This is a genomic window from Pseudarthrobacter sulfonivorans (genome assembly GCF_014712225.1).
Lineage (GTDB): Bacteria > Actinomycetota > Actinomycetes > Actinomycetales > Micrococcaceae > Arthrobacter > Arthrobacter sulfonivorans.
On record NZ_JACXBW010000014.1, the window covers coordinates 75988 to 95373 of the forward strand.

Here is a 19386-nt window from a genome sequence, read left to right on the forward strand (position 1 = left end):
TATTCCGGGGACCGCATGCCGGGCAGCACCGGCGCGGCTAGACGCGGCTAGCCGCAGCAGATCCGGCAGCGCTTCGGGCTCCCGCTACTGAACTTTGATTTCCGCCAGACGGATCCCGTATCCGTAGCGCGTCTTCGGCGCAGCCAGCCTGGGCAGCGCCTTGATGGACACAATCACGTACTGGGCCTTCACCGGCTCCGCCAGGGGCATGGTGAGGTCCGTTGACGTAAAGCCGTTTGTTCCCACCAGCTTGGCCCCGTCCAGGGAAGGACGGTCATTGGTGTAGACACTGAGATTGCCGCCCGAGGCCCCGAGCTGGGTCAGAGTGATGGAAGAGACCGTGGCGGGGCTCTTCAACTTGACGAACAGCGGCACACCGTCGGCTGCCAGCCCGCCCCAGGCCTCGGTAGCGAACTCCATGTCAGACCAGTAGCTGGCAGCGTTGCCGTCAAATGCCTTCGCAAGATCCACGTCATACGTGGCTGCGAAATCGAAGTTGCCCTGTCGGGTGATGCTTTCGATGGCCGGAGGTGCCGCTGGAGGCGCTGCCGGACTTGCGTTCGGCGTCGGGGTTCCCGTGCCGGGACCCGAAGTGCCGGTCGTGGCGGTGGACGGGTTGGCCTGGGGACCTCCGTTGAAAAGGCTACCCAGGTTGGTGAGCGCGAATACCAGCCCCGCGATCAGCACCACGGCAAGCAGACCGCCCACAAGCCAGCGCATGGACCGGGGCTCGCGCTCGGGCTCATCCTCGTAGTGGTCGCTGGAATTGCCAGCCGGCGGCACCGCCGCAGCCGACAAAGACGTCTTCCGGGCAAGCGAAGGGAAGGCCGCTGCCGAACGATTGGGCTGTTTCACTTGCTGGGGCTCCGCGGCTTCGCCACGGCTGTCGCCCTGATCCTCATGGGAGTAGTCGTCCTCGGACCACAGGGAAACCTTAGGTGTATCGGCACCCGTGCGGTGGTCCGGCTGGCTGGCTGCGGCGCCGCCGCCACGTCCCGAGCCGGAAACAGGCTCCCGGTCCGTCGGCTGCACCGGCTGGGGGGCGGTCGCCTGCTCGCGTGCAGAGGCAGATCCAGTGACAACCCCGGTAGCCGCGCCCGCGCCCGCAGCGGTACCGGCACCGCGAGCAGCGCCCGCAGCAGGGCGAGTGGCCGGCCGGATCGGAGGCCGGGGCGGAACCACCGGCGGAACGGTGGGTGCGGGGCGGTAGGGGTCAACCTGGCCGGGGTGATTGTCGGCGTAGTTGATGTAGCCGGCGTCGACATTTTCTTCGTCGTCGTACGGTTCCGGCTCGTGCGAACGCGCCTGGCCGAAAATCTCGCTGCCCAGGGTGTCCGTAAAAAACGGTTCAACGTAGGGCGCATCGGAGGCAACCACGAGGTCGAGCAGATCTGCCGCGGACGTGTGGTTCGTAATGAGGTACGTGGCGGCTTCGGTGACGCCAAGGTCAAGGACCTGGACACTGCCTGGACGCTCGCCGGTGGCCACCTCGCGGGCGCTCTGGGCCACCTGCTCAGTGTTGTCCGGGCCTGCGACCAGAATGCTGACCGGACGGTTGAGCACCTGGTCCATCCCGTCCAGCACCAGATCCTGGTCGTGTGAGGTCAGTACCGTGGCTGTGACCTTGTAGCGGCCGCCGAGTACTGATCCAACGTCGATCGGGTGGGACACGTGTTCCTCCTAGACTGTCCGGGAATTGCGGGCGTCGACGAACCCATTGCCGGCCGGAACCGGTCAAATGCCGGCCGGCTAGCCGGTTTGCGCCTGCCTGCAACTACCCCTGTTCAGGTTCGATCCTAGCCGATTGGCCATGTCCGCCGCGGGCGACAGGCAGCCGGCGACTCCGTTGAGATTACTTTTTGCGGGGCCGTCGCGGCCTGAAATGCGGGTTCCGGCCGGGCCGTCCCTGGAACGTGCGCCGGCCGGGCAGGGGAATCTCTTCGCGTAGCAGGCCGCCGCGCGCGGTGCCGGGAACGTCTTCGGCCGGCAGGTATTCACCGGTGCCGTTCTCCGAGGGGGCCGCCGCGGGTGCCGCAGGAGCATGGCGTTCGGGCGCCGGTCCCGCGCGGAACGATGTCGCGTCGAACTCGCCCGAGATGCGAGGAATGAGACCGGTATCCACCGACACCGTTGCGCGTTCCGGCGTCGGACGTTCCGCTTCGGCGCGGGATCCGGAGCCGGAAGCGGGCGACGGCGGCGTTCCCCCCGGTGCGGCCGACGGTCCCGCGCCGCCGCGTCCCAGCCGCCCGAGCAGGGGGCGCAGCAAATCGCGGAGCTCCGAGACGTGGAAAATCTTGAGGAGGAAGACGTAGACCACGAGCATGATGGGTCCGACGACGATCAGGGTCACCAGGGCGGCAAGGCGGTCGCTCCAGGCGAAGCCGTCCGGACTGTAGCTGCCCATCAGCCACAGGGCGCCGGCACCGGCAACAGCGGAGCCGAGCGCCGCATAACCCATCCGAATATACGAATTGGCAATGCGTGGACCGTCGAGGTGGCCGAGCAGGCGGCGCAGGAAGAAGGCGCTGATCACTACCGAGAGGATGTTGCCCACCATGTACAGGATGGCGATCGCGTAGATGATCTGGCCGACGGGCATGAACTGGATGGCAAAGGCCCCCGCCACGTAGACGACGGCCAGGAGGAGCTGGACGTAGAACGGCGTGCGGGCGTCCTCGTTGGCGTAGAAAACGCGCGACATCATGAAGTTTGCGCTCATGAACGGCGTGCTGAGCGCCAGAATGGTCAGCGTCTGGGCCAGCATGACGCCGTCCTGGCGAAGGCCGCCCGAGAAGAACATTCCCAGCGGTCCGGCCAGCGCAAAAAGTGCCAGCGCACCAAAGACTGTTGCCACGGCCATGGTGCGGAGACCGTGCGAAAGAGCATCGCGCAGTTCGGCCCGGTTGCCGTCCTGCGAGGCACGGGTCATCCGGTTAAAGAGGACCGTGGCGAGCGAAAGGGCAATGATCGAGTGCGGCAGCAGGTACAGCTGGCTGGCCACCTCGAGGACGGCGTTGCCGGGCAGTATTTCGGCCGCGGGGTCCCCCGCCTCCATCAGCCGGAGGCGCTCGGCGCCGGGAATCGTGGCGATGCGCATGACGTACAGGAAGGCCAACTGCCCGACGGCGGCGGTCAGGAGCGTCCAGACACTCAGCTTCGCTGCCTGGCCCAGTCCCACTCCGCGCCATCCAAACTTGGGCCGGAGGCCCAGCCTCAACCGGATCACCGGGATCATCAGGATGGCGGTCTGCGACACAACCCCAATGGTGGAGAACCCGGCAACCAGCAGGGTCTGGGTGGGGCCCCAGTTGGCCAGGGTGTGTGGACTGAACTCGTTGGTGCCGAAGATCCAGATGAACATGCCCAGCCCGGCGATGGCCACCACGTTATTAAGGATGGGCGCCCACATGGCAGGCCCGAAGGCACCGTTGGCATTCAGGACCTGGGTGAGGAGGGCATAGAGGCCGTAGAAGAAGATCTGGGGCAGGCACCAGAACGCGAAGGCTACTGCCAGCGCCTTCTGCTGCGGCGAGTAACCCTGGGTGGTGAGCTCGATGACCCAGGGCGCGGCCAGCGTCACCAGGGCAGTCAGCCCCAGCAGGAGCAGGACAGCCAGGGTCAGCAGCCGGCTGATGTAGTCCGCTCCCCTGTCCGGAGCCTTGCTCGCCTTGATGATCTGCGGCACCAGGACGGCGTTGAACACGCCACCGGCCACCAGCAGGAAGATCAGGTTGGGCAGGTTGTTGGCGTTGATGAACGTGTCATTGACCGTGGACCCGAGCCCCAGGGCAGTGCCAAGCATCCACGTCTTGCCGAAGCCCAGGAAGCGGGACACGAGCGTGCCGGCGGCCATGATGGCGCTGGAGCGGGTTTCGCTCGCTCCGGTGGGGACGCTTGGTTCTCCGGGAGCAACCGGTTCGGGGGCAGTTGGCTGCCCGGCCTGGGCTGGCTCATCAGCCGGAGCCGCGGGCCTGGCGGCGGGCCCGGCGGCAGGCCCGGTGGAACCGGCGCGGCCTGCGCTGCTGGAGGGGGGATTGGAAGCTGACATCGAGTTCATCGTCTCACCCGGACGCTGGTTGTTCGGCACCGGGCCGGCCCGCTCCGAGGCTTGGGCCGGCACTGGCCTGCGGCAACAGGCTCAGAGGTGTTCGGGCAGGACGTCCCGCGCCAGGTCCGCGATGCGGCGTTCATTGGGAAAGGAGAGTTTCCGTGCGAGTTCCCGGATGGGCACCCAGGCCACGTCCACGGCTTCATGGTCGGGATCGTTTTCAATGGTGAGCTCCCCGCCTGTGGCACGCAGCAGGTAATGGTGAACGGTCTTGTGGACCCGGTGCCCGCTGACGGTGAACCAGTAGTCGATGCTGCCCAGCGGGGCGAGGATGTCGCCCTCGATGCCGGTTTCCTCGGCAATTTCGCGGACCGCGGCCTGCTCGTTGTCTTCCTTGCCCTCCGGATGGCCCTTTGGAAGGCACCACTCCAGCCGTCCGCCCCTGTTAAGGCGCGCGATGATCGCCACCCTGAGTTCGGCGTCGGACGTGTCCACCACCACGCCGCCGGCGGAGATTTCCTCCACGGTGGGAAGCGAGGCCGGTGCCGAGTGCAGGGCAGGCGCGACGTGGGCACCGATTGCCGACGGCAACGGTGCGCTTGTCCTCCTGCCGGGAGCGCTCGGTACGGGATGGGCCATGCAGTCCACTCTAACGACTCTTGCCCGTTCTTGATGACCGGAACATGACATCAAGATGGACTGCATATGACTCACTTTGAGTGCCCCTGAGGGAATAGGCGTGATCTTGACCAGATTTTGGCCTGCCAAGCCGCTGGTTTCTGACAAGCTTAAGTAACTATGGCGCACCCACATCACAAGACTGATTCCCACACCGTCGATTTCCAGGTGGACCCGGTGGTCCTGGAGCTCGGCCAGCGCTTTGTTGATGCCGGCCACGAACTGTCCCTTGTGGGCGGTCCGGTGCGGGACCTGTTCCTGGGGCGCGCCTCGCTGGACCTGGACTTCACCACGGACGCCACCCCGGACCAGACGGTGGCGCTGATCAAGAAGTGGGCCGACAACTTCTGGGAAATCGGCCGGGCCTTCGGGACCATCGGCATGCGCAAGGCCGGCTTCCAGATTGAGATCACCACGTACCGGGCTGAGGCCTACGATCCCGAGTCGCGCAAGCCGGTAGTGGCTTTTGGCACCTCGCTCACTGACGACCTGCTGCGCCGCGACTTCACCATCAACGCGATGGCCCTGCGCCTGCCGTCCCTTGAACTCGTTGACCCGTTCGGCGGCGTCCGGGACCTTCACGCCTCGGTGCTGGCCACGCCGGGCTCCCCCGAGGACTCCTTCTCCGACGATCCCCTGCGCATGATGCGCGCCGCCCGGTTCGCCTCCCAGCTGGGCATCTCGGTGCACCCCGACGTCCGCCTGGCCATGAGCGGGATGGCGGAGCGCATCACCATCATTTCCGCCGAACGCGTCCGCGATGAGCTGGTCAAACTCATCTGCGGGGCGCGTCCGAGGACCGGCGTGGACTTGCTGGTGGAAACCGGGCTGGCCGAGTTCGTGCTGCCGGAGGTGTCCGCCCTGCGCCTTGAATCGGACGAGCACCACCGCCACAAGGACGTCTACCAGCACTCGCTGCAGGTGCTGGAGCAGGCGGCAGCCCTGGAAACAGACGCCGACGGCGCGGTGCCGGGTCCCGACTTCGTCCTGCGGTTCGCAGCGTTAATGCACGACGTCGGCAAGCCGGCTACGCGCCGTTTTGAACCGGGCGGCGCGGTCAGCTTCCGCCACCACGACATGGTGGGCTCCAAGCTCACGTCAAAGCGGATGAAGACCCTGCGCTTCGACAACGACACCATCAAGGCCGTTGCCCGGCTGGTGGAGCTGCACATGCGCTTCTACGGATACGGCGATGCCGGCTGGAGCGACTCTGCTGTCCGGCGCTACGTCACGGACGCAGGTCCCTTGCTGGAACGGCTGCACCGGCTGACCCGCTCGGACGTCACCACCCGCAACCAGCGCAAGGCTGAACGGCTCGCCTTTGCGTACGACGACCTGGAAGACAGGATCGCCACCCTGCGCGAGCAGGAGTCCCTGGACGCGGTCCGCCCCGATCTGGACGGTGCACGGATCATGGCCCTCCTTGAGCTCAAACCCGGTCCCGTGGTGGGCCGCGCCTATAGGTTCCTGCTGGAGGAGCGGATGGAGCACGGCCCGCTGCAGCCGGAGGACGCCGAAGCCAGGCTGCTCGCCTGGTGGGCGCAGCAGCCCGAAGCGGCACCCTCCGTTCCGGACGCACCACAGTCAGCCGCCGCCGTCGAACTTTCCACGAATGAGGAGTCCAAATGACAGTCCCGAACACTGCTCCCCGCCCGCAGCTCTGGATCCTGCGCCACGGCGAGACCGAATGGTCCAAGAGCGGGCAATACACCGGCCTCACAGACCTGCCCCTGACCGTCGAAGGCGAGCAGCAGGCCGTGGAAGCCCGGAAGATCCTGGACCAGGTGGACTTTGACCTCGTCCTGACCTCACCGCTGCGCCGGGCCCGGCGGACGGCGGAACTGGCCGGCTTCCCCGACGCGCAGCACGAACCGCTGGCCGTGGAATGGAATTACGGCGACTACGAGGGCATCAGCTCGGACCTGATCCGGAAGGATAACCCCGACTACCTGATCTGGACCCACGGCGTGCCCAACGGCGAATCCCTCGATGAAGTGGCGGCCCGTGCGGACAAGATCGTAGCCCGCGTGCTGGAATCCGGACTCGACAACGTGCTGATCGTGGCCCATGGACACTTCTCCCGGATCCTCACTGCACGCTGGCTTGAATTGGCCCCCACCGAAGGGCGCCACTTCATTCTGGGCACGGCAAAAGTCTGCACCCTTGGATGGGATAAAAAAACGCCCGCTATTGTGCGCTGGGGACTGTAATAGCCGGTTTATAGAATTTCTTGAGAATCTTTTCGAATTAAGTGGCGGATCGCTGCGTTGGTAGGGTATTTTTATTCCTAACCCCAGAGCGACTCTGCCGGGGTCACGGCGCGCGTTGCCGGGCCAGCCTGCTGGTACAACGGCTGACAGAAAAGGAGGTTGGGAGAAATGATTACTTTGACTAGCGGATGGAAGATGACCATCACCGCCACCCCGGCCTTCGCTGCTTCCGCGCGCCATTTTCGTGGAGTGTCTGCCTCCTAGCCCCGCCTGATCCCGCCTCCGCGCGGTATCCCCGGAGCAGGGCACAACTTTCACGCAGGTCCCGGTTCGCGCTGACGCAGCCTTGGTGCCGGTCCACGCGGTGACACAGCAGCCCACTGACTCGGAACCCGTTTCCTGGCCGGGTTGCACCGCCGCCCGGGTCTGCATTACCGCCGGTTGCATCACCGTCATTTGGCCGCATTCGCATTTGCGAACCACTCATAAACTCCGGGTATTTCCATGCCTAATTACCGCCGATATTGCTTCGACCGTAATTGGCGTTATTTGTCATGCCCATTCTCCTTGGAAAGGAGGTGACTCCCTTGATAAAGAACATCAAGAAGGCGCTCTTCCTGCTGCGCTTGCCTGTCCACCCCGGACGGCGCGAATTCAACGGTGAACTGTTGGACCAACGCCGGGAAGAGGCTTTTGTCCTGATACACCAGCAGATGACCGGTTTGCGCTGACGCCCGGGGGCCCGGAAAAAAGCACGGCCGGCCCGGGCACCGTCCCGGTAAGCTCAGGGGCATGCAGGAGACGAAGCCGCCGGTGCGCCCACAGCGTGCCCGCCTGGTTGTTCCCAGCCGCAGTGACCTGCTGCTGAAGAACTTCACGGAACTGATTGGCGGGCCGTTGGGTGCCCGGTCGGCGCCCGGCATCGTCTCCCCCGGCGTGTTTACCGTGGAACGGGTCCTGATCATCCTGACGGTTCTGGCCGCTCTGGGAGCCCTTGCGGTCAAGGGCTACTGCCGCGCCAATGGCTGGCAGTCCCCCGACCAGTTCTATTCCACCTGCTATTCAGATTTCCCCGACTTCTTCCGGAACCGGGGCCTGGGCGAGGACCCCTTCGTCTTCCTCCGCCAGGGCAACCTTTTCGATTACCCGGTCCTGATGGGTTTAATTGCCGGTGCCACGGCCTGGCTCCCCCCCGGGAACGGTGTCACGGATGGCCGCATCCTGGGGTATTTCGACGTCAACGCCACATTGATAACCGCCGTCTGGATTGTCACTGTCCTCGCCACGGCACGGATATCACAGCGGCGCCCCTGGGACGCTGCCATGGTTGCCCTCGCACCAGGCATTGTCCTGGCAGGCACCATCAACTGGGACCTCTGGGCGGTGGGGTTGCTTGCGCTGGGAATGCTGTGTTTCGCGCGCGGGCGGTTGGCCCTTGCCGGCGTCCTGATCGGCCTCGCCGCAGCCACCAGGCCCTATGCCGCATTGGTCCTTGTGGCCGTCTTCCTCCTCTCCCTCCGCACTGGGCGGCTCCGGGCATTCCTTCTCACCGCCGGAACGGCCGCGGCTGCCTGGGTGACCGTCAATGCTCCTGTGGCGGTAGCCAATCCCGCTGGCTGGGGGCACTCCTTCGGATCCACTGAATCCCGCGAGGCCGGGTATGGTTCCGTGTGGTTTGCCTATAATCTTGTCGCACGGCGCCTGCGCTGGCCCGTTCTGGATCCGGCGGTCATCAACGTGCTGGCCCTTGCCTTCTTCCTGCTGGCGTGCGCGGCGGTGGCCTACATTTCCCTGACGGCCGCCAGGCGGCCGCGCCTGGCCCAGCTGGCGTTCCTGCTCGTTGCCGCCCTCATCCTGACCAACAAGGTCTACTCCCCGCAGTTTGTGCTCTGGCTGATTCCGCTGGTGGCACTGGCCAGACCGCGGTGGCGCGACTTCCTGGTGTGGCAGGGTGTTGAAGGCCTTTACTGGGCTGCAGTCTGGATGTACCTGGCCCAAGTGACCAGCCAGGGCCCAACACAGCACAATATTGATATGCCCTACTACGTTCTGGCGGTGGCTGCACATATGCTCGTGACGGCATATTTAATGATCCGGGTCATTTGGGACATTTACGATCCCAATTACGACCCCGTCCGCAGGCACCATCCCGATGACCCGCACGGGGGGCCCTTCAACGGGCTGCCTGATCGGCTGCGCTTCAGTCCCCTCAATCGCCCCCAGGCGGTCCTTCCTTGGCGGGCGAAGCACCATGCCTGATGTCGCCGTCGTAGGATCCGGGCCCAACGGACTCGCGGCAGCTGCGGTGATGGCCCGGGCCGGGCTGTCCGTGGAAGTCCATGAGGCCGCGGGGACCATCGGCGGAGGCACGCGAACCGCCGAACTGATGCAGCCGGGGCACCTGCACGACATTTGCTCGGCCGTGCATCCCATGGCCCTGGCCTCGCCCTTCTTCCGCGACTTCGAACTGGAGCGCAGGGTTGACCTGGTGGTTCCGGAGCTCGGATTTGGTTCACCGCTCGATGGCGGGCGGGCTGCGCTCGGTTATCACTCGCTGGAGCGGACAGTCGAGGCACTCGGCCGGGATGGCGCGGCTTACGGAAGGCTCCTGGGCCCCCTTGTCAGCCGCATCGACGGCGTCATGGACCTCACCCAGCACCAGTTATTGCGGGTCCCCCGGTCCCCCGTCGCGGCCGCACTTTTCGGACTGCGGACGTTCGAACAGGGTACTCCGCTGTGGGACACGCGGTTCCGTGAGGAGCTGGCGCCTGCCCTGCTCAGCGGAGTGGCAGCGCACGCTGTTTCGCACTTGCCCTCGCTGGCTGCCGCGGGAGCCGGCCTGATGCTGACCGCCCTGGCCCATGCCCGGGGATGGCCCATCCCCCAGGGTGGCTCGGTGGCCATCGCAGAGGCCCTGGCAGCTGACATTCGGGCCCATGGCGGCGTCATCCGCACCGGGGAGCCGATCGATAGCCTCCAGCAACTCGGCGGCGCGCGCGCAACGCTGCTGGACGTCGCCCCCCGCGGACTGCTGGACATCGCAGGCGACAAGATGCCCGCAAAGTACCGCCGGTCCCTTGAGACATTCCGCTATGGGAATGGTTCCTGCAAAGTGGACTACATCCTGTCCGGCCCCGTTCCGTGGGCAGCTCCTGAATTGGCGGACGCCGGAACCGTGCATGTGGGCGGCACTCGGAAGGAGCTGGCCCGGGCCGAGAACGAGGTTTCCGCCGGGAGGCATCCTGAGCGGCCCTACGTGCTGGTGGCGCAGCCCTCGCGGTTCGACAGTGGCCGGGCACCGGCCGGGCGCCACATCCTGTGGGCGTATTGCCATGTCCCTGCCGGATCAACGCGGGACATGGGCGAGGCCGTGACCGCACAGCTCGAACGTTTCGCACCGGGGTTCCGGGATGTGGTGGTGCAGACCCATGTGACCACCGCGGCGGAACTGGCCAGCTACAACCGAAACTACATCGGCGGCGACTTCAGCGCGGGCATCATGGACGTTCGCGGACTCCTCCAGCGGCCGGTTGTATCCCCCGTCCCGTGGCGGACACCCGTTCGCGGCGTGTACCTGTGCTCTTCCTCCACACCGCCCGGCCCCGGCGTGACAGGCATGCCCGGCTTCTTCGCCGCGAAGCATGCTTTGAAGGACATGTTCGGTCTTCGGGTCCCGGCGCTGGGGTTGTGAGGCCGCGCAACGCGGGGCCGGGCTTGGCCGGGCCTCGGCACGTGCCGCACTGGGGGATAATAACGCCGTGGGGAACTCAAAGAAACTTTCACTTGCCATAGCTGGTCTCATTCTCGGTGCCTCCCTTGTGGCCTGCGACGACGGCAGAGGGGGAGCCGAGAGCGCGGCCAAACAGTTCGCCGCCGCGGTGTCAGCACTCGACGTCGGCCCCGTTGCCTTTGACGGCAAGGATTCCGCTGTGGCCAAGCAGCAGGTTCAGGACGTGTTCAAGGCCCTCGACCCGGACAGGCCCTCGGTGGAAACCGGGGACCTGTCGCTGGATGGCAAAACTGCCACCGTTCCCCTCAACTACACGTGGAAAATCGGCTCCGATGAGTGGAAATACACCACCTACGCCGAGTTCACGAAGTCCGGGGACAAATGGCTGACCGTCTGGAACCCCGCATCCTTGGTTCCCGAACTCGCAGACAACGAAATCCTCACCAAAGGCACCCAGTCTCCGCCACGCGCCGACATCCTCGGCGCCGGGGACGCGAAGCTGGTCACCTACCGCCCCGTGGTGAAAGTCGGCATCGACAAGCCGCTCCTCGGCTCAGCTGACGCGGCCGGGTCCGCCACCAAGCTGGCCGAACTGGTGGGCGTGGATGCTGCGGCCTACGCGCAGCAGGTTTCGGCGTCGGGCGCCCAGGCATTTGTCGCTGCCATCACCCTGCGTGAAGAAGGCCGCACCATTACCGACGAGCAAATCTCGGCGATCCCTGGTGGCCGCGCCATCAAGGAAAGCCAGCCCCTGGCTCCCAGCCGAACCTTCGCCCGGGCAGTCCTCGGTTCCGTCGGCGAGGCCAGTGCAGAACAGATTGAAGCCTCGGCCGGGGCACTGAGCACCGGCGATGTGACCGGCATCGGCGGGCTCCAGCAGCAGTACGACGCCCAGCTCCGCGGCACCGACGCCGTGGTGATCCGTGCGCACCGGGCCGACCTCACCCGCGAACAGATCAACGCCGCCGGGACCGATCCGCGCCGCGTGGTCTTCGAGATCGCACCCAAGCCCGGCACGCCACTGAAAACCACCCTCGACCCGAACCTCCAGTCCCTGGCCGAGAGCACTCTGGCCGGCGTGGGGCCCGCCTCGGCCATCGTGGCGCTCCGGCCCTCCACCGGCGCAGTGCTCGCAGCTGCCTCGGGGCCGGGAAGCAACGGCTATAACACCGCGATGCTGGGCCAGTACGCACCGGGATCCATCTTCAAGATGGTCGATTCGCTCGCGATGTTCCGCAACGGCCTGACGCCGGATTCGAAGGTGCAGTGCACCCCCACCCTCGAGGTTGACGGCCGGACCTTCAAGAATTCGGAAGGCTACCCGGAAAGTTCGCTCGGGTCTGTGTCGCTCCGCGATGCATTCGCCCACTCCTGCAATACGGCGTTCATCGCGGCCCGGGACAAAGTCACCCAGGCCCAGCTTGAAGCCGCCGCGGTCGCCCTGGGTGTGGCCGTCGAAGCCCCGTCGCTGGGTGCCGTGGCCTTCCTCGGTTCCGTCCCCGGCGAGGCTGCCGGCACCGAACACGCCGCGTCGATGATCGGCCAGGGCAAGGTGCTGATGTCCCCGCTCGCGGCGGCCATCATGGCAGGCTCCGTGGCCAAGGGCTCCCCCGTCTCACCGCAGCTGGTCCTGAACCCCGACGCCGGTGCCTCCGGCGGCACCCCGGGCGAGCCGACGGCGGAGGCTGCGTCGCCGTCGTCGACCGTTACGCCCGAAGCACCCGCCCAGGCGTCCGACAAGCCGATCACGGCCGAGGAAGCCGCAGCACTGTCCGACATGATGCGCGCAGTGGTCACGTCCGGCCACGCAGGTTTCCTGGCGAGCGTGCCCGGGGCGCCGGTGGGGGCCAAGACCGGAACGGCTGAGTACGGCAAGGAAACACCGCCCAAAACGCACGCCTGGATCGTGGCGGTTCACGGTGACCTGGCCGTTGCGGTGTTCGTCGAGGACGGCGGACTAGGTGCCACCACGTCGGGGCCGCTGCTCAAACAGTTCCTGACCGCTGCGGGCTAACGCCACGAAAAACCCGCAGGCGGCGGGCGTGGGAAGATTGATGGTGTGGCTCATATTGACGTTTCCGGCATCGACTACTTCCTTTCCGACGGCACCCAGCTCCTCAACGGCGTGACTTTCAAGGTCCCGGACGGCACCAAAACTGCCCTGATCGGACCTAATGGCACGGGCAAGACCACACTGTTCCGGATCATTTCGGGCGACCTGATTCCGGACGAAGGGGTCATTGGACGCTCCGGAAACATGGGCATCATGCGCCAGTTCGTCGGCCAGGTCCGGGACGATTCCACGGTCCGGGACCTTTTGGTTTCCGCCGCACCGCCTGCCCTGGCCGCTGCTGCCCGGGAGGTGGACGAGGCCGAGCTCGCCATGCTGGAGCACGACGACGAACCCTCCCAGATGCGCTACGCCCAGGCCATCGTGGACTGGGGCGATGCCGGCGGCTACGACGTTGAGACTGTCTGGGACGAGGTCTGCATGGCCGCGCTGGGACTGCCCTTTGACCGCGCCCAGCACCGCCCGGCGTCGAGCCTTTCCGGCGGCGAGCAGAAACGACTGGTCCTCGAGGCACTGTTCGCCGGCCCCGACGAACTCCTGCTCCTGGACGAACCGGACAACTACCTCGATGTGCCCGGCAAGCGCTGGCTCGAGGACAAGCTGAACGAGTCCAAAAAGACCGTCTTCTTCATCAGCCACGACCGCGAGCTCCTCGACAATGCCGCCGGACGGATCGTGACCCTCGAACCGGGGATCAACGGCGCCGGCGCGTGGGTGCACGGCGGCGGCTTCGGCTCCTACGTGGACGCCCGCGCCGACCGGAACGCGCGCTTCGAGGAGCTGCGCAAACGCTGGGACGAGGAACACGTGAAGCTCAAGGAACTCGTCAACATGTACAAAAACAAGGCCGCCTTCCGCTCCGACATGGCCAACCGGTACCACGCAGCACAGACGCGGCTGGCCAAATTCTTGGAGGTGGGCCCGCCCGAGGCCCTGCCCATCGAACAGAACGTGCAGATGCGGCTCAAGGGCGGGCGGACCGCCAAGCGCGCCATCGTGGCGGAGAAGCTTGAACTCACCGGGCTGATGCAGCCGTTCTCCACGGAGGTCTGGTTCGGCGACCGCGTGGGTGTGCTTGGCTCCAACGGGTCAGGCAAGAGCCACTTCCTGCGGCTGCTCGCCACCGGCGGGACGGACCCGGAGCGGGAGCACCTGCCTGTGTCCGACGTCGAAATCGCCGAAGTCCCGCACGAGGGCACCGTGAAGCTCGGCGCCCGCATCCGGCCCGGTTTCTTCGCCCAGACCCACGTCAGGCCGGACCTGCTGGGCAAAACCCTGCTGGAAATCCTGCACCGCGGCGACGAACACCGCTCCGGGCTGGGCCGCGAGGCCGCTGCCGGCGCGCTGGACGGCTACGGCCTCGCCGGACAGTCGGAGCAGAAGTATGAGTCGCTGTCCGGTGGCCAGCAGGCGCGGTTCCAGATCCTGCTGCTCCAGCTCTCCGGTGCCACCCTCCTGCTGCTGGACGAACCCACCGACAACCTGGACCTGCACTCGGCCGAGGCCTTGGAGAAGGCCATCGACCACTTCGAAGGCACCGTCCTCGCCGTGACGCACGACCGGTGGTTCGCCCGCACCTTTGACCGCTTCCTGGTGTTCGGCTCCGACGGCAAAGTCTATGAGTCCGCCGAGCCCGTCTGGGACGAAAAGCGCGTGGTGCGCGCCCGCTGACCCCGGACGCTCTCTCACTTAATGCAGCTTTAACACCGACGCTCTCTCACTTTCCTAAGGAAAGTGAGAGAGCGTCGGTCATTTAAGCGCATTAAGTGAGAGAGCGTTTGCTCTGGGTTTCGTGTCGGTTGCTAGCATTCGAGCATGAAGACTGACATCTCAAGTACCGCGGCCGGTCCCTCCCTCAAGGCAGCGGCGGCCGCGACTTTTGTGGTCTTCGGCGTCAACGGCTTCGTTTTTGCCAGCTGGGCGGCGCGGATCCCGGCAGTCACGGAAACGCTGCACCTCACCTCCGGCCAGATGGGCACGCTCCTGCTGTGCACGGCCATCGGCTCGCTGCTGGCGCTTCCGACGGCGGGGCTAGTGGTGGGAAGGATCGGCACGGCTAATGCCGTACGCGCCGCCGGGGTGCTGGCTGCACTGGCCGGTGTCGGGATTGCACTCTCCCTGTCGGCCGAATCGGTGGTGGGTACAGCCATTTCCCTCTTCTTCTTCGGCATCGGCATCGGACTGTGGGACGTGTCCCAGAACATTGAGGGGGCCGACGTTGAGCACAAACTGCGGCGGACCATCATGCCCCAGTTCCATGCAGCCTTCAGCGGCGGGGCGTTCATTGGCGCGCTGATCGGTGCAGGGCTCTCGACCATCGGCGTCGGGCTGCCTGAGCACCTGCTGGTGATCGCAGCGGTTGTGGTGGTGGTGGCACTCGTAACGCCCCGCTATTTCCTCCCCCACGAGGCCGAGTCGGCGCCCCTCGATGGTGAACCCAGGGCCGTGAAGGGCCCGTCCGCCTGGCGCGACAGCCGAACCCTGCTGATAGGCGTGGTGGTCCTCGGGGCGACCCTCACCGAAGGTGCCGGAAACGACTGGATCGCCAAGGCCACGGTGGACGGCCTGGGCACGTCAGAATCCACCGGCGCCCTGATGTTTGCCCTGTTTGTCCTGGCGATGACGGGCATGCGGTTCTTCGGCGGCCGGGTGATTGACGCCTACGGCCGCGTCGCAGTGCTCCGTGCCAGCATGGGCGCCGCAGCTGCAGGCCTTGGCCTGTTTGTGCTCGCCGGAAACGTGTGGCTGGCCGGCATCGGTGCGGCCCTGTGGGGCGTCGGCGCTGCCCTGGCCTTCCCGATGGGAATGTCCGCCGCCGCGGATGATCCGAAGCATGCCGCCGCGAGGGTGTCAGTTGTATCCACTCTGGGTTATGTCTCGTTCCTGGCGGGGCCGCCCCTGCTGGGGTACCTGGGCGACCTCACGGGAATCCACCTTGCCCTGCTCGCCATCCTCGCCCCGATCGTGGTGGCAATGCTCCTCGCCGGCGCGGCAAAGCCGCTGCCTGCGGGCCAAGGGGTGGCTGCCGGGCAGGCACAGGCTTCCAGTAAGCCGCTGGATCGGAACTAAGCCCACCACAGAGAAGGGGGCCTGCTCCCCGCACTCAGACCGCCCCGGGATTAGGGTAGGGACATGCACAGCAAGTGGCGCCCGGCACCGGGGTGGATCAGCCGCCTTGACCGGCATCTGGTCCGGAGCGTTTCGGCGTTCCCCGGGGGGACACATGACACGTTCTTCCGCCGTCTCTCTGCCTCCGCCGATCACGGCAAGCTCTGGATTGGAGCCGCCGCGATCATGGCCCTGTTTCCGGGGAAGACGCGCCGCGCGGCACTTCACGGGCTGATCGCCCAGGCCGTGGCATCCGCGGTGACCAACGCCGGCTTCAAGACCCTGTTGCCACGCACCCGGCCCCTGCCGGAGCACCTGCCCGTGTTCCGCTTTGTCCACCCGCAGCCCACCAGCTCCTCCATGCCGTCGGGACATTCTGCCTCCGCCATTGCCTTCGCGGTTGGCACCGGACTGGTAAGGCCGGCCCTCGGCGCAGCACTGGCTCCGGCGGCGCTGGGGGTCGCCTATTCACGCGTCCACACCGGGGCGCACTGGCCCTCGGATGTGTTTTTCGGTTCGGCCATCGGTGCAGGCGCCGCCCTGGCCACCCGCAGGTGGTGGCCCGTCCGTCCGCCGTTTCCCGAGGTGGCGCGCGCCGCAACGGATGCCCCGGAACTGCCGGGAGGCACCGGCCTCAGCATCGTGGTGAATACCCTGGGCGGCTCCTACAAGGAGGAAACCGCTGCGGCCCTGCAGGAGGTATTCCCGCACGCGTATATAAGGACGGTGGATCCCGAGGAGAGCCTCAAGGACGCCGTCCAGACCACCGCCAAGCGCCCGGGCACCCTGGCCCTCGGTGTGTGGGGCGGTGACGGAACCGTCGGCACAGCGGCGGCGGCCGCCGCCGAACATTCCCTTCCCTTGCTGGTGCTGCCCGGCGGCACTCTGAACCACTTCGCCCGCGACACGGGGACCGGCAGCCTGAAGGAGGCAGTCGCGGCGGCAACGAACGGTGAGGCCGCGCGGGCAGACGTGGGCATCGTGACAGTCGAACGCGGGCTGGCAGGAAACCCGGAGACGGCCGAACTCATCATGGTCAACACCGCCAGCGTGGGCCTTTACCCCAACTTGGTGCGGCGCCGTGAACAGCTGCAGCCTGCGCTTGGGAAACCATTGGCCGGAGTGGTGGCCATGTTCCGGACCTTCGCGGTGGGAACGCCCACCACCCTGATGGTGGACGGGGTGCGGCACAAGGTCTGGATAGCGTACGTGGGGCGCGGCCGCTACTATCCCCGGGACCACGCCCCGCTGTTCCGTCCGGTCCTGGACGACGGCGTCCTGGATGTCCGCATGATCACCGCTGACGAATCCTTCGCCCGGCTAAGGCTCCTGGGGTCGGTGCTGACGGGCACAGTGGCAACCTCCCGGATTACGCACCTGAGGGAAGCCACAGAGGTCCTCATCGAGTCGGCGGGTTCGCCCATGGCACTGGCAGTGGACGGCGAAGCGCTGGCAGGTGTACGCAGCGCCCGGATCCGGGTTGAGCCGCGGGCACTGACGTACTACTCGCCCCGCCCGTGAGCCGCGCTATTGCAACGTGTACAGCCCTGATCATCCGTCCGGACTACCCTGATTCGACCCTGAATCATCCCTGAGACAGGCGAATTGCCGGATTCCCGTCTGTAGCGTGGACAGTGCACACCAAACTTCCCGCAGCCGGCAGGCTGCCGTTCTAAGGAACACGTCCATGATTGAGGCACAAGGCCTGACAAAGGTGTACGGCGAGAAGACCGCCGTCGCCGGAGTCAACTTCACCGTGGAGGCCGGCCGGGTCACCGGTTTCCTCGGTCCCAACGGCGCCGGCAAATCCACCACCATGCGCATGATCATGGGTCTGGACCGGCCGACGTCGGGCACCGTCACCGTTAACGGTGCACCGTTTGACCGGCACGCCGCTCCGCTGCGGGACGTGGGCGCCCTGCTGGATGCCAAGGCCGTCCACACCAGCCGCTCCGCCTACAACCACCTCCGGGCCATGGCGGCCACGCACAGCATTCCGAAGAAGCGCGTCCACGAAGTCATCGAAATGACGGGCCTGGGCGAAGTGGCCAAGAAGAAGGTGGGCGGCTTTTCGCTTGGCATGGGACAGCGGCTGGGCATTGCCGCTGCGCTGCTCGGCAACCCGCAGACCATCATCCTGGACGAGCCGGTCAACGGCCTGGACCCCGAGGGAGTTGTCTGGGTCCGTAACCTGGTCAAGTACCTGGCGTCCGAGGGACGCACGGTGTTCCTCTCCAGCCACCTCATGAGCGAGATGGCACTCACCGCGGACCACCTGATCGTGATCGGCCGCGGCCGGATCATCGCCGATGCTCCCATCAAGGACATCATCAACGGTCAGGGCCGCGTACGCACCCGGGTCCGCACCGACCAGCCGGATCAGCTGATGCGGCTCCTGGCCGGGGACGGCGTCTCCGTGGAGCTGCAGGACAACGAACTGCTCGAGGTCAGCGGCCTTGATCCGCGCCAAATCGCCCGCGCCGCCCTCGACAGCCACACCATGATCTACGAACTCACCCCGCTGCAGGCAAGCCTCGAAGAGGCCTACATGGAGCTGACCAAGGACGAGGTCGAATACCACTCGCTGATCACCGCGGGCGCCGCCGAGGCTCCCGCCCAGTCCGGAGGCAACTAAGCCATGAGCTCAACCACCCTCGAACCCAACCCGTCCCGCCGCGGCGCGCACGCTGCCGCCGCAGGGCCCCTGTCCGGCGACGCCACCAGCACCGGTCCGGGACCGTCGTTCCCCCGTGTGCTGAACTCGGAATTCATCAAGTTCCGCACGCTCCTGTCCACCCTGATCCTCCTGGCCTGCACGGTGTTGGTCGTGGTCGGCTTCGGCGCGCTTTCCGCCTGGGGCACGGGTTCCTTCGCCGACCAGGCCCTCCAGGACCCCGAGGCAGCCGCTGCGTTTGCCGCCCAGGGCGGCAACCTTGCCATTGGTGTGCCCACGTCCGGCATTGCCTTCGCGCAGCTCATCCTGGGCTCCCTCGGCGTGCTGCTGATGAGCTCGGAGTTCACCACTGGAATGGCCCGCTCAACGTTCGCAGCAGTACCCAGGCGAACGCCCGCCTTCATGGCCAAGCTGCTCGTGGTGATGGTGACGGCGTTTGTTGTTACCGCCGTCTCCGTGTTCGTCGCGGGCCTCGTTTCGGTGCCGATCCTGGACAACTACAACCTTGATTTGGACCTCGCCAGCTCGCAGTCGATGAAAATGCTGCTGGTCAACAGCATCTACGTGGCGGCCGTCGCCGCCATCGGCATGGCACTGGGCTCCCTGCTCAGGAATTCGGCCGGCGGCATCATGGGCCTGGTGGGCCTCTTCTTCGTGGCTCCCATCGCCTTTCAGCTGATCCCGGGCGATTTCTTCGTCCAGACCCGCAAATACCTGCCAGGGAACACTGTGGAGCCGATGACAGCTGTGACCCACTTGCCGGACACCCTGGAGGTCTGGCAGGCCGCGCTGGTCCTCGGCGCCTGGGTGGTTGTCCCGGTGGTGCTCGCCGCCGTCGTCCTCAAAAAACGCGACGTCTGAGCTGAG

At 66.2% G+C, this 19386-nt stretch carries 14 protein-coding genes; 11 read left to right on the forward strand and 3 right to left on the reverse strand.

Going from position 1 to position 19386, the window contains the following annotated elements; genetic code table 11:
• Positions 1–84: 84 nt before the first annotated feature.
• From IAQ70_RS17145 to IAQ70_RS17155, 3 genes are all read right to left on the reverse strand, one after another.
• Complete coding sequence (locus IAQ70_RS17145) at positions 85–1671, reverse strand: protein kinase family protein (protein WP_190990531.1); 1587 nt, start codon at positions 1669–1671, stop codon at positions 85–87.
• Positions 1672–1852: 181 nt separating this feature from the next.
• Positions 1853–4048 (reverse strand): murein biosynthesis integral membrane protein MurJ, encoded by a 2196-nt coding sequence (murJ, locus tag IAQ70_RS17150; protein WP_190990532.1) that lies wholly within the window; start codon positions 4046–4048, stop codon positions 1853–1855.
• A gap of 90 nt (positions 4049–4138) precedes the next feature.
• Positions 4139–4639: an NUDIX hydrolase gene (locus tag IAQ70_RS17155; RefSeq protein ID WP_190990571.1), complete on the reverse strand. Its 501-nt coding sequence runs from the start codon at positions 4637–4639 to the stop codon at positions 4139–4141.
• A gap of 207 nt (positions 4640–4846) precedes the next feature.
• Between IAQ70_RS17155 and IAQ70_RS17160 the strand changes: the two genes are divergently transcribed.
• From IAQ70_RS17160 to IAQ70_RS17210, 11 genes are all read left to right on the forward strand, one after another.
• Positions 4847–6355, forward strand: a complete 1509-nt coding sequence (locus IAQ70_RS17160; protein WP_190990533.1) for a CCA tRNA nucleotidyltransferase — start codon at positions 4847–4849, stop codon at positions 6353–6355.
• Positions 6352–6936, forward strand: coding sequence for a histidine phosphatase family protein (locus tag IAQ70_RS17165; protein WP_190990534.1), 585 nt, complete (start codon positions 6352–6354; stop codon positions 6934–6936). Before IAQ70_RS17160 ends, IAQ70_RS17165 begins: the two co-directional genes overlap by 4 nt.
• A gap of 554 nt (positions 6937–7490) precedes the next feature.
• The gene (locus tag IAQ70_RS17170; RefSeq protein WP_190990535.1) at positions 7491–7667 is read left to right on the forward strand and encodes a hypothetical protein; all 177 of its coding nucleotides are present in this window, start codon (positions 7491–7493) and stop codon (positions 7665–7667) included.
• A gap of 61 nt (positions 7668–7728) precedes the next feature.
• On the forward strand, positions 7729–9195 hold the full coding sequence (locus IAQ70_RS17175; protein WP_190990536.1) for a glycosyltransferase family 87 protein: 1467 nt from the start codon (positions 7729–7731) through the stop codon (positions 9193–9195).
• Positions 9188–10627: a phytoene desaturase family protein gene (locus tag IAQ70_RS17180; protein ID WP_190990537.1), complete on the forward strand. Its 1440-nt coding sequence runs from the start codon at positions 9188–9190 to the stop codon at positions 10625–10627. The genes IAQ70_RS17175 and IAQ70_RS17180 overlap by 8 nt, the downstream gene beginning before the upstream one ends.
• Positions 10628–10694: 67 nt before the next feature.
• Positions 10695–12680: a penicillin-binding transpeptidase domain-containing protein gene (locus tag IAQ70_RS17185; RefSeq protein ID WP_190990538.1), complete on the forward strand. Its 1986-nt coding sequence runs from the start codon at positions 10695–10697 to the stop codon at positions 12678–12680.
• A 45-nt stretch (positions 12681–12725) separates the two neighbouring features.
• Positions 12726–14408: an ABC-F family ATP-binding cassette domain-containing protein gene (locus tag IAQ70_RS17190; protein ID WP_190990539.1), complete on the forward strand. Its 1683-nt coding sequence runs from the start codon at positions 12726–12728 to the stop codon at positions 14406–14408.
• Between the two features lie 144 nt (positions 14409–14552).
• Positions 14553–15806 carry an MFS transporter gene (locus IAQ70_RS17195; RefSeq protein ID WP_190990540.1) on the forward strand — a complete coding sequence of 418 codons (1254 nt, stop codon included), beginning with the start codon at positions 14553–14555 and terminating at the stop codon, positions 15804–15806.
• Between the two features lie 63 nt (positions 15807–15869).
• Positions 15870–17366 (forward strand): bifunctional phosphatase PAP2/diacylglycerol kinase family protein, encoded by a 1497-nt coding sequence (locus tag IAQ70_RS17200; RefSeq protein ID WP_190990541.1) that lies wholly within the window; start codon positions 15870–15872, stop codon positions 17364–17366.
• A 166-nt stretch (positions 17367–17532) separates the two neighbouring features.
• Positions 17533–18480 (forward strand): ABC transporter ATP-binding protein, encoded by a 948-nt coding sequence (locus IAQ70_RS17205; RefSeq protein ID WP_190990542.1) that lies wholly within the window; start codon positions 17533–17535, stop codon positions 18478–18480.
• A 3-nt stretch (positions 18481–18483) separates the two neighbouring features.
• Positions 18484–19380 (forward strand): ABC transporter permease, encoded by an 897-nt coding sequence (locus IAQ70_RS17210; protein ID WP_223860231.1) that lies wholly within the window; start codon positions 18484–18486, stop codon positions 19378–19380.
• The last annotated feature ends 6 nt before the right edge of the window (positions 19381–19386 follow it).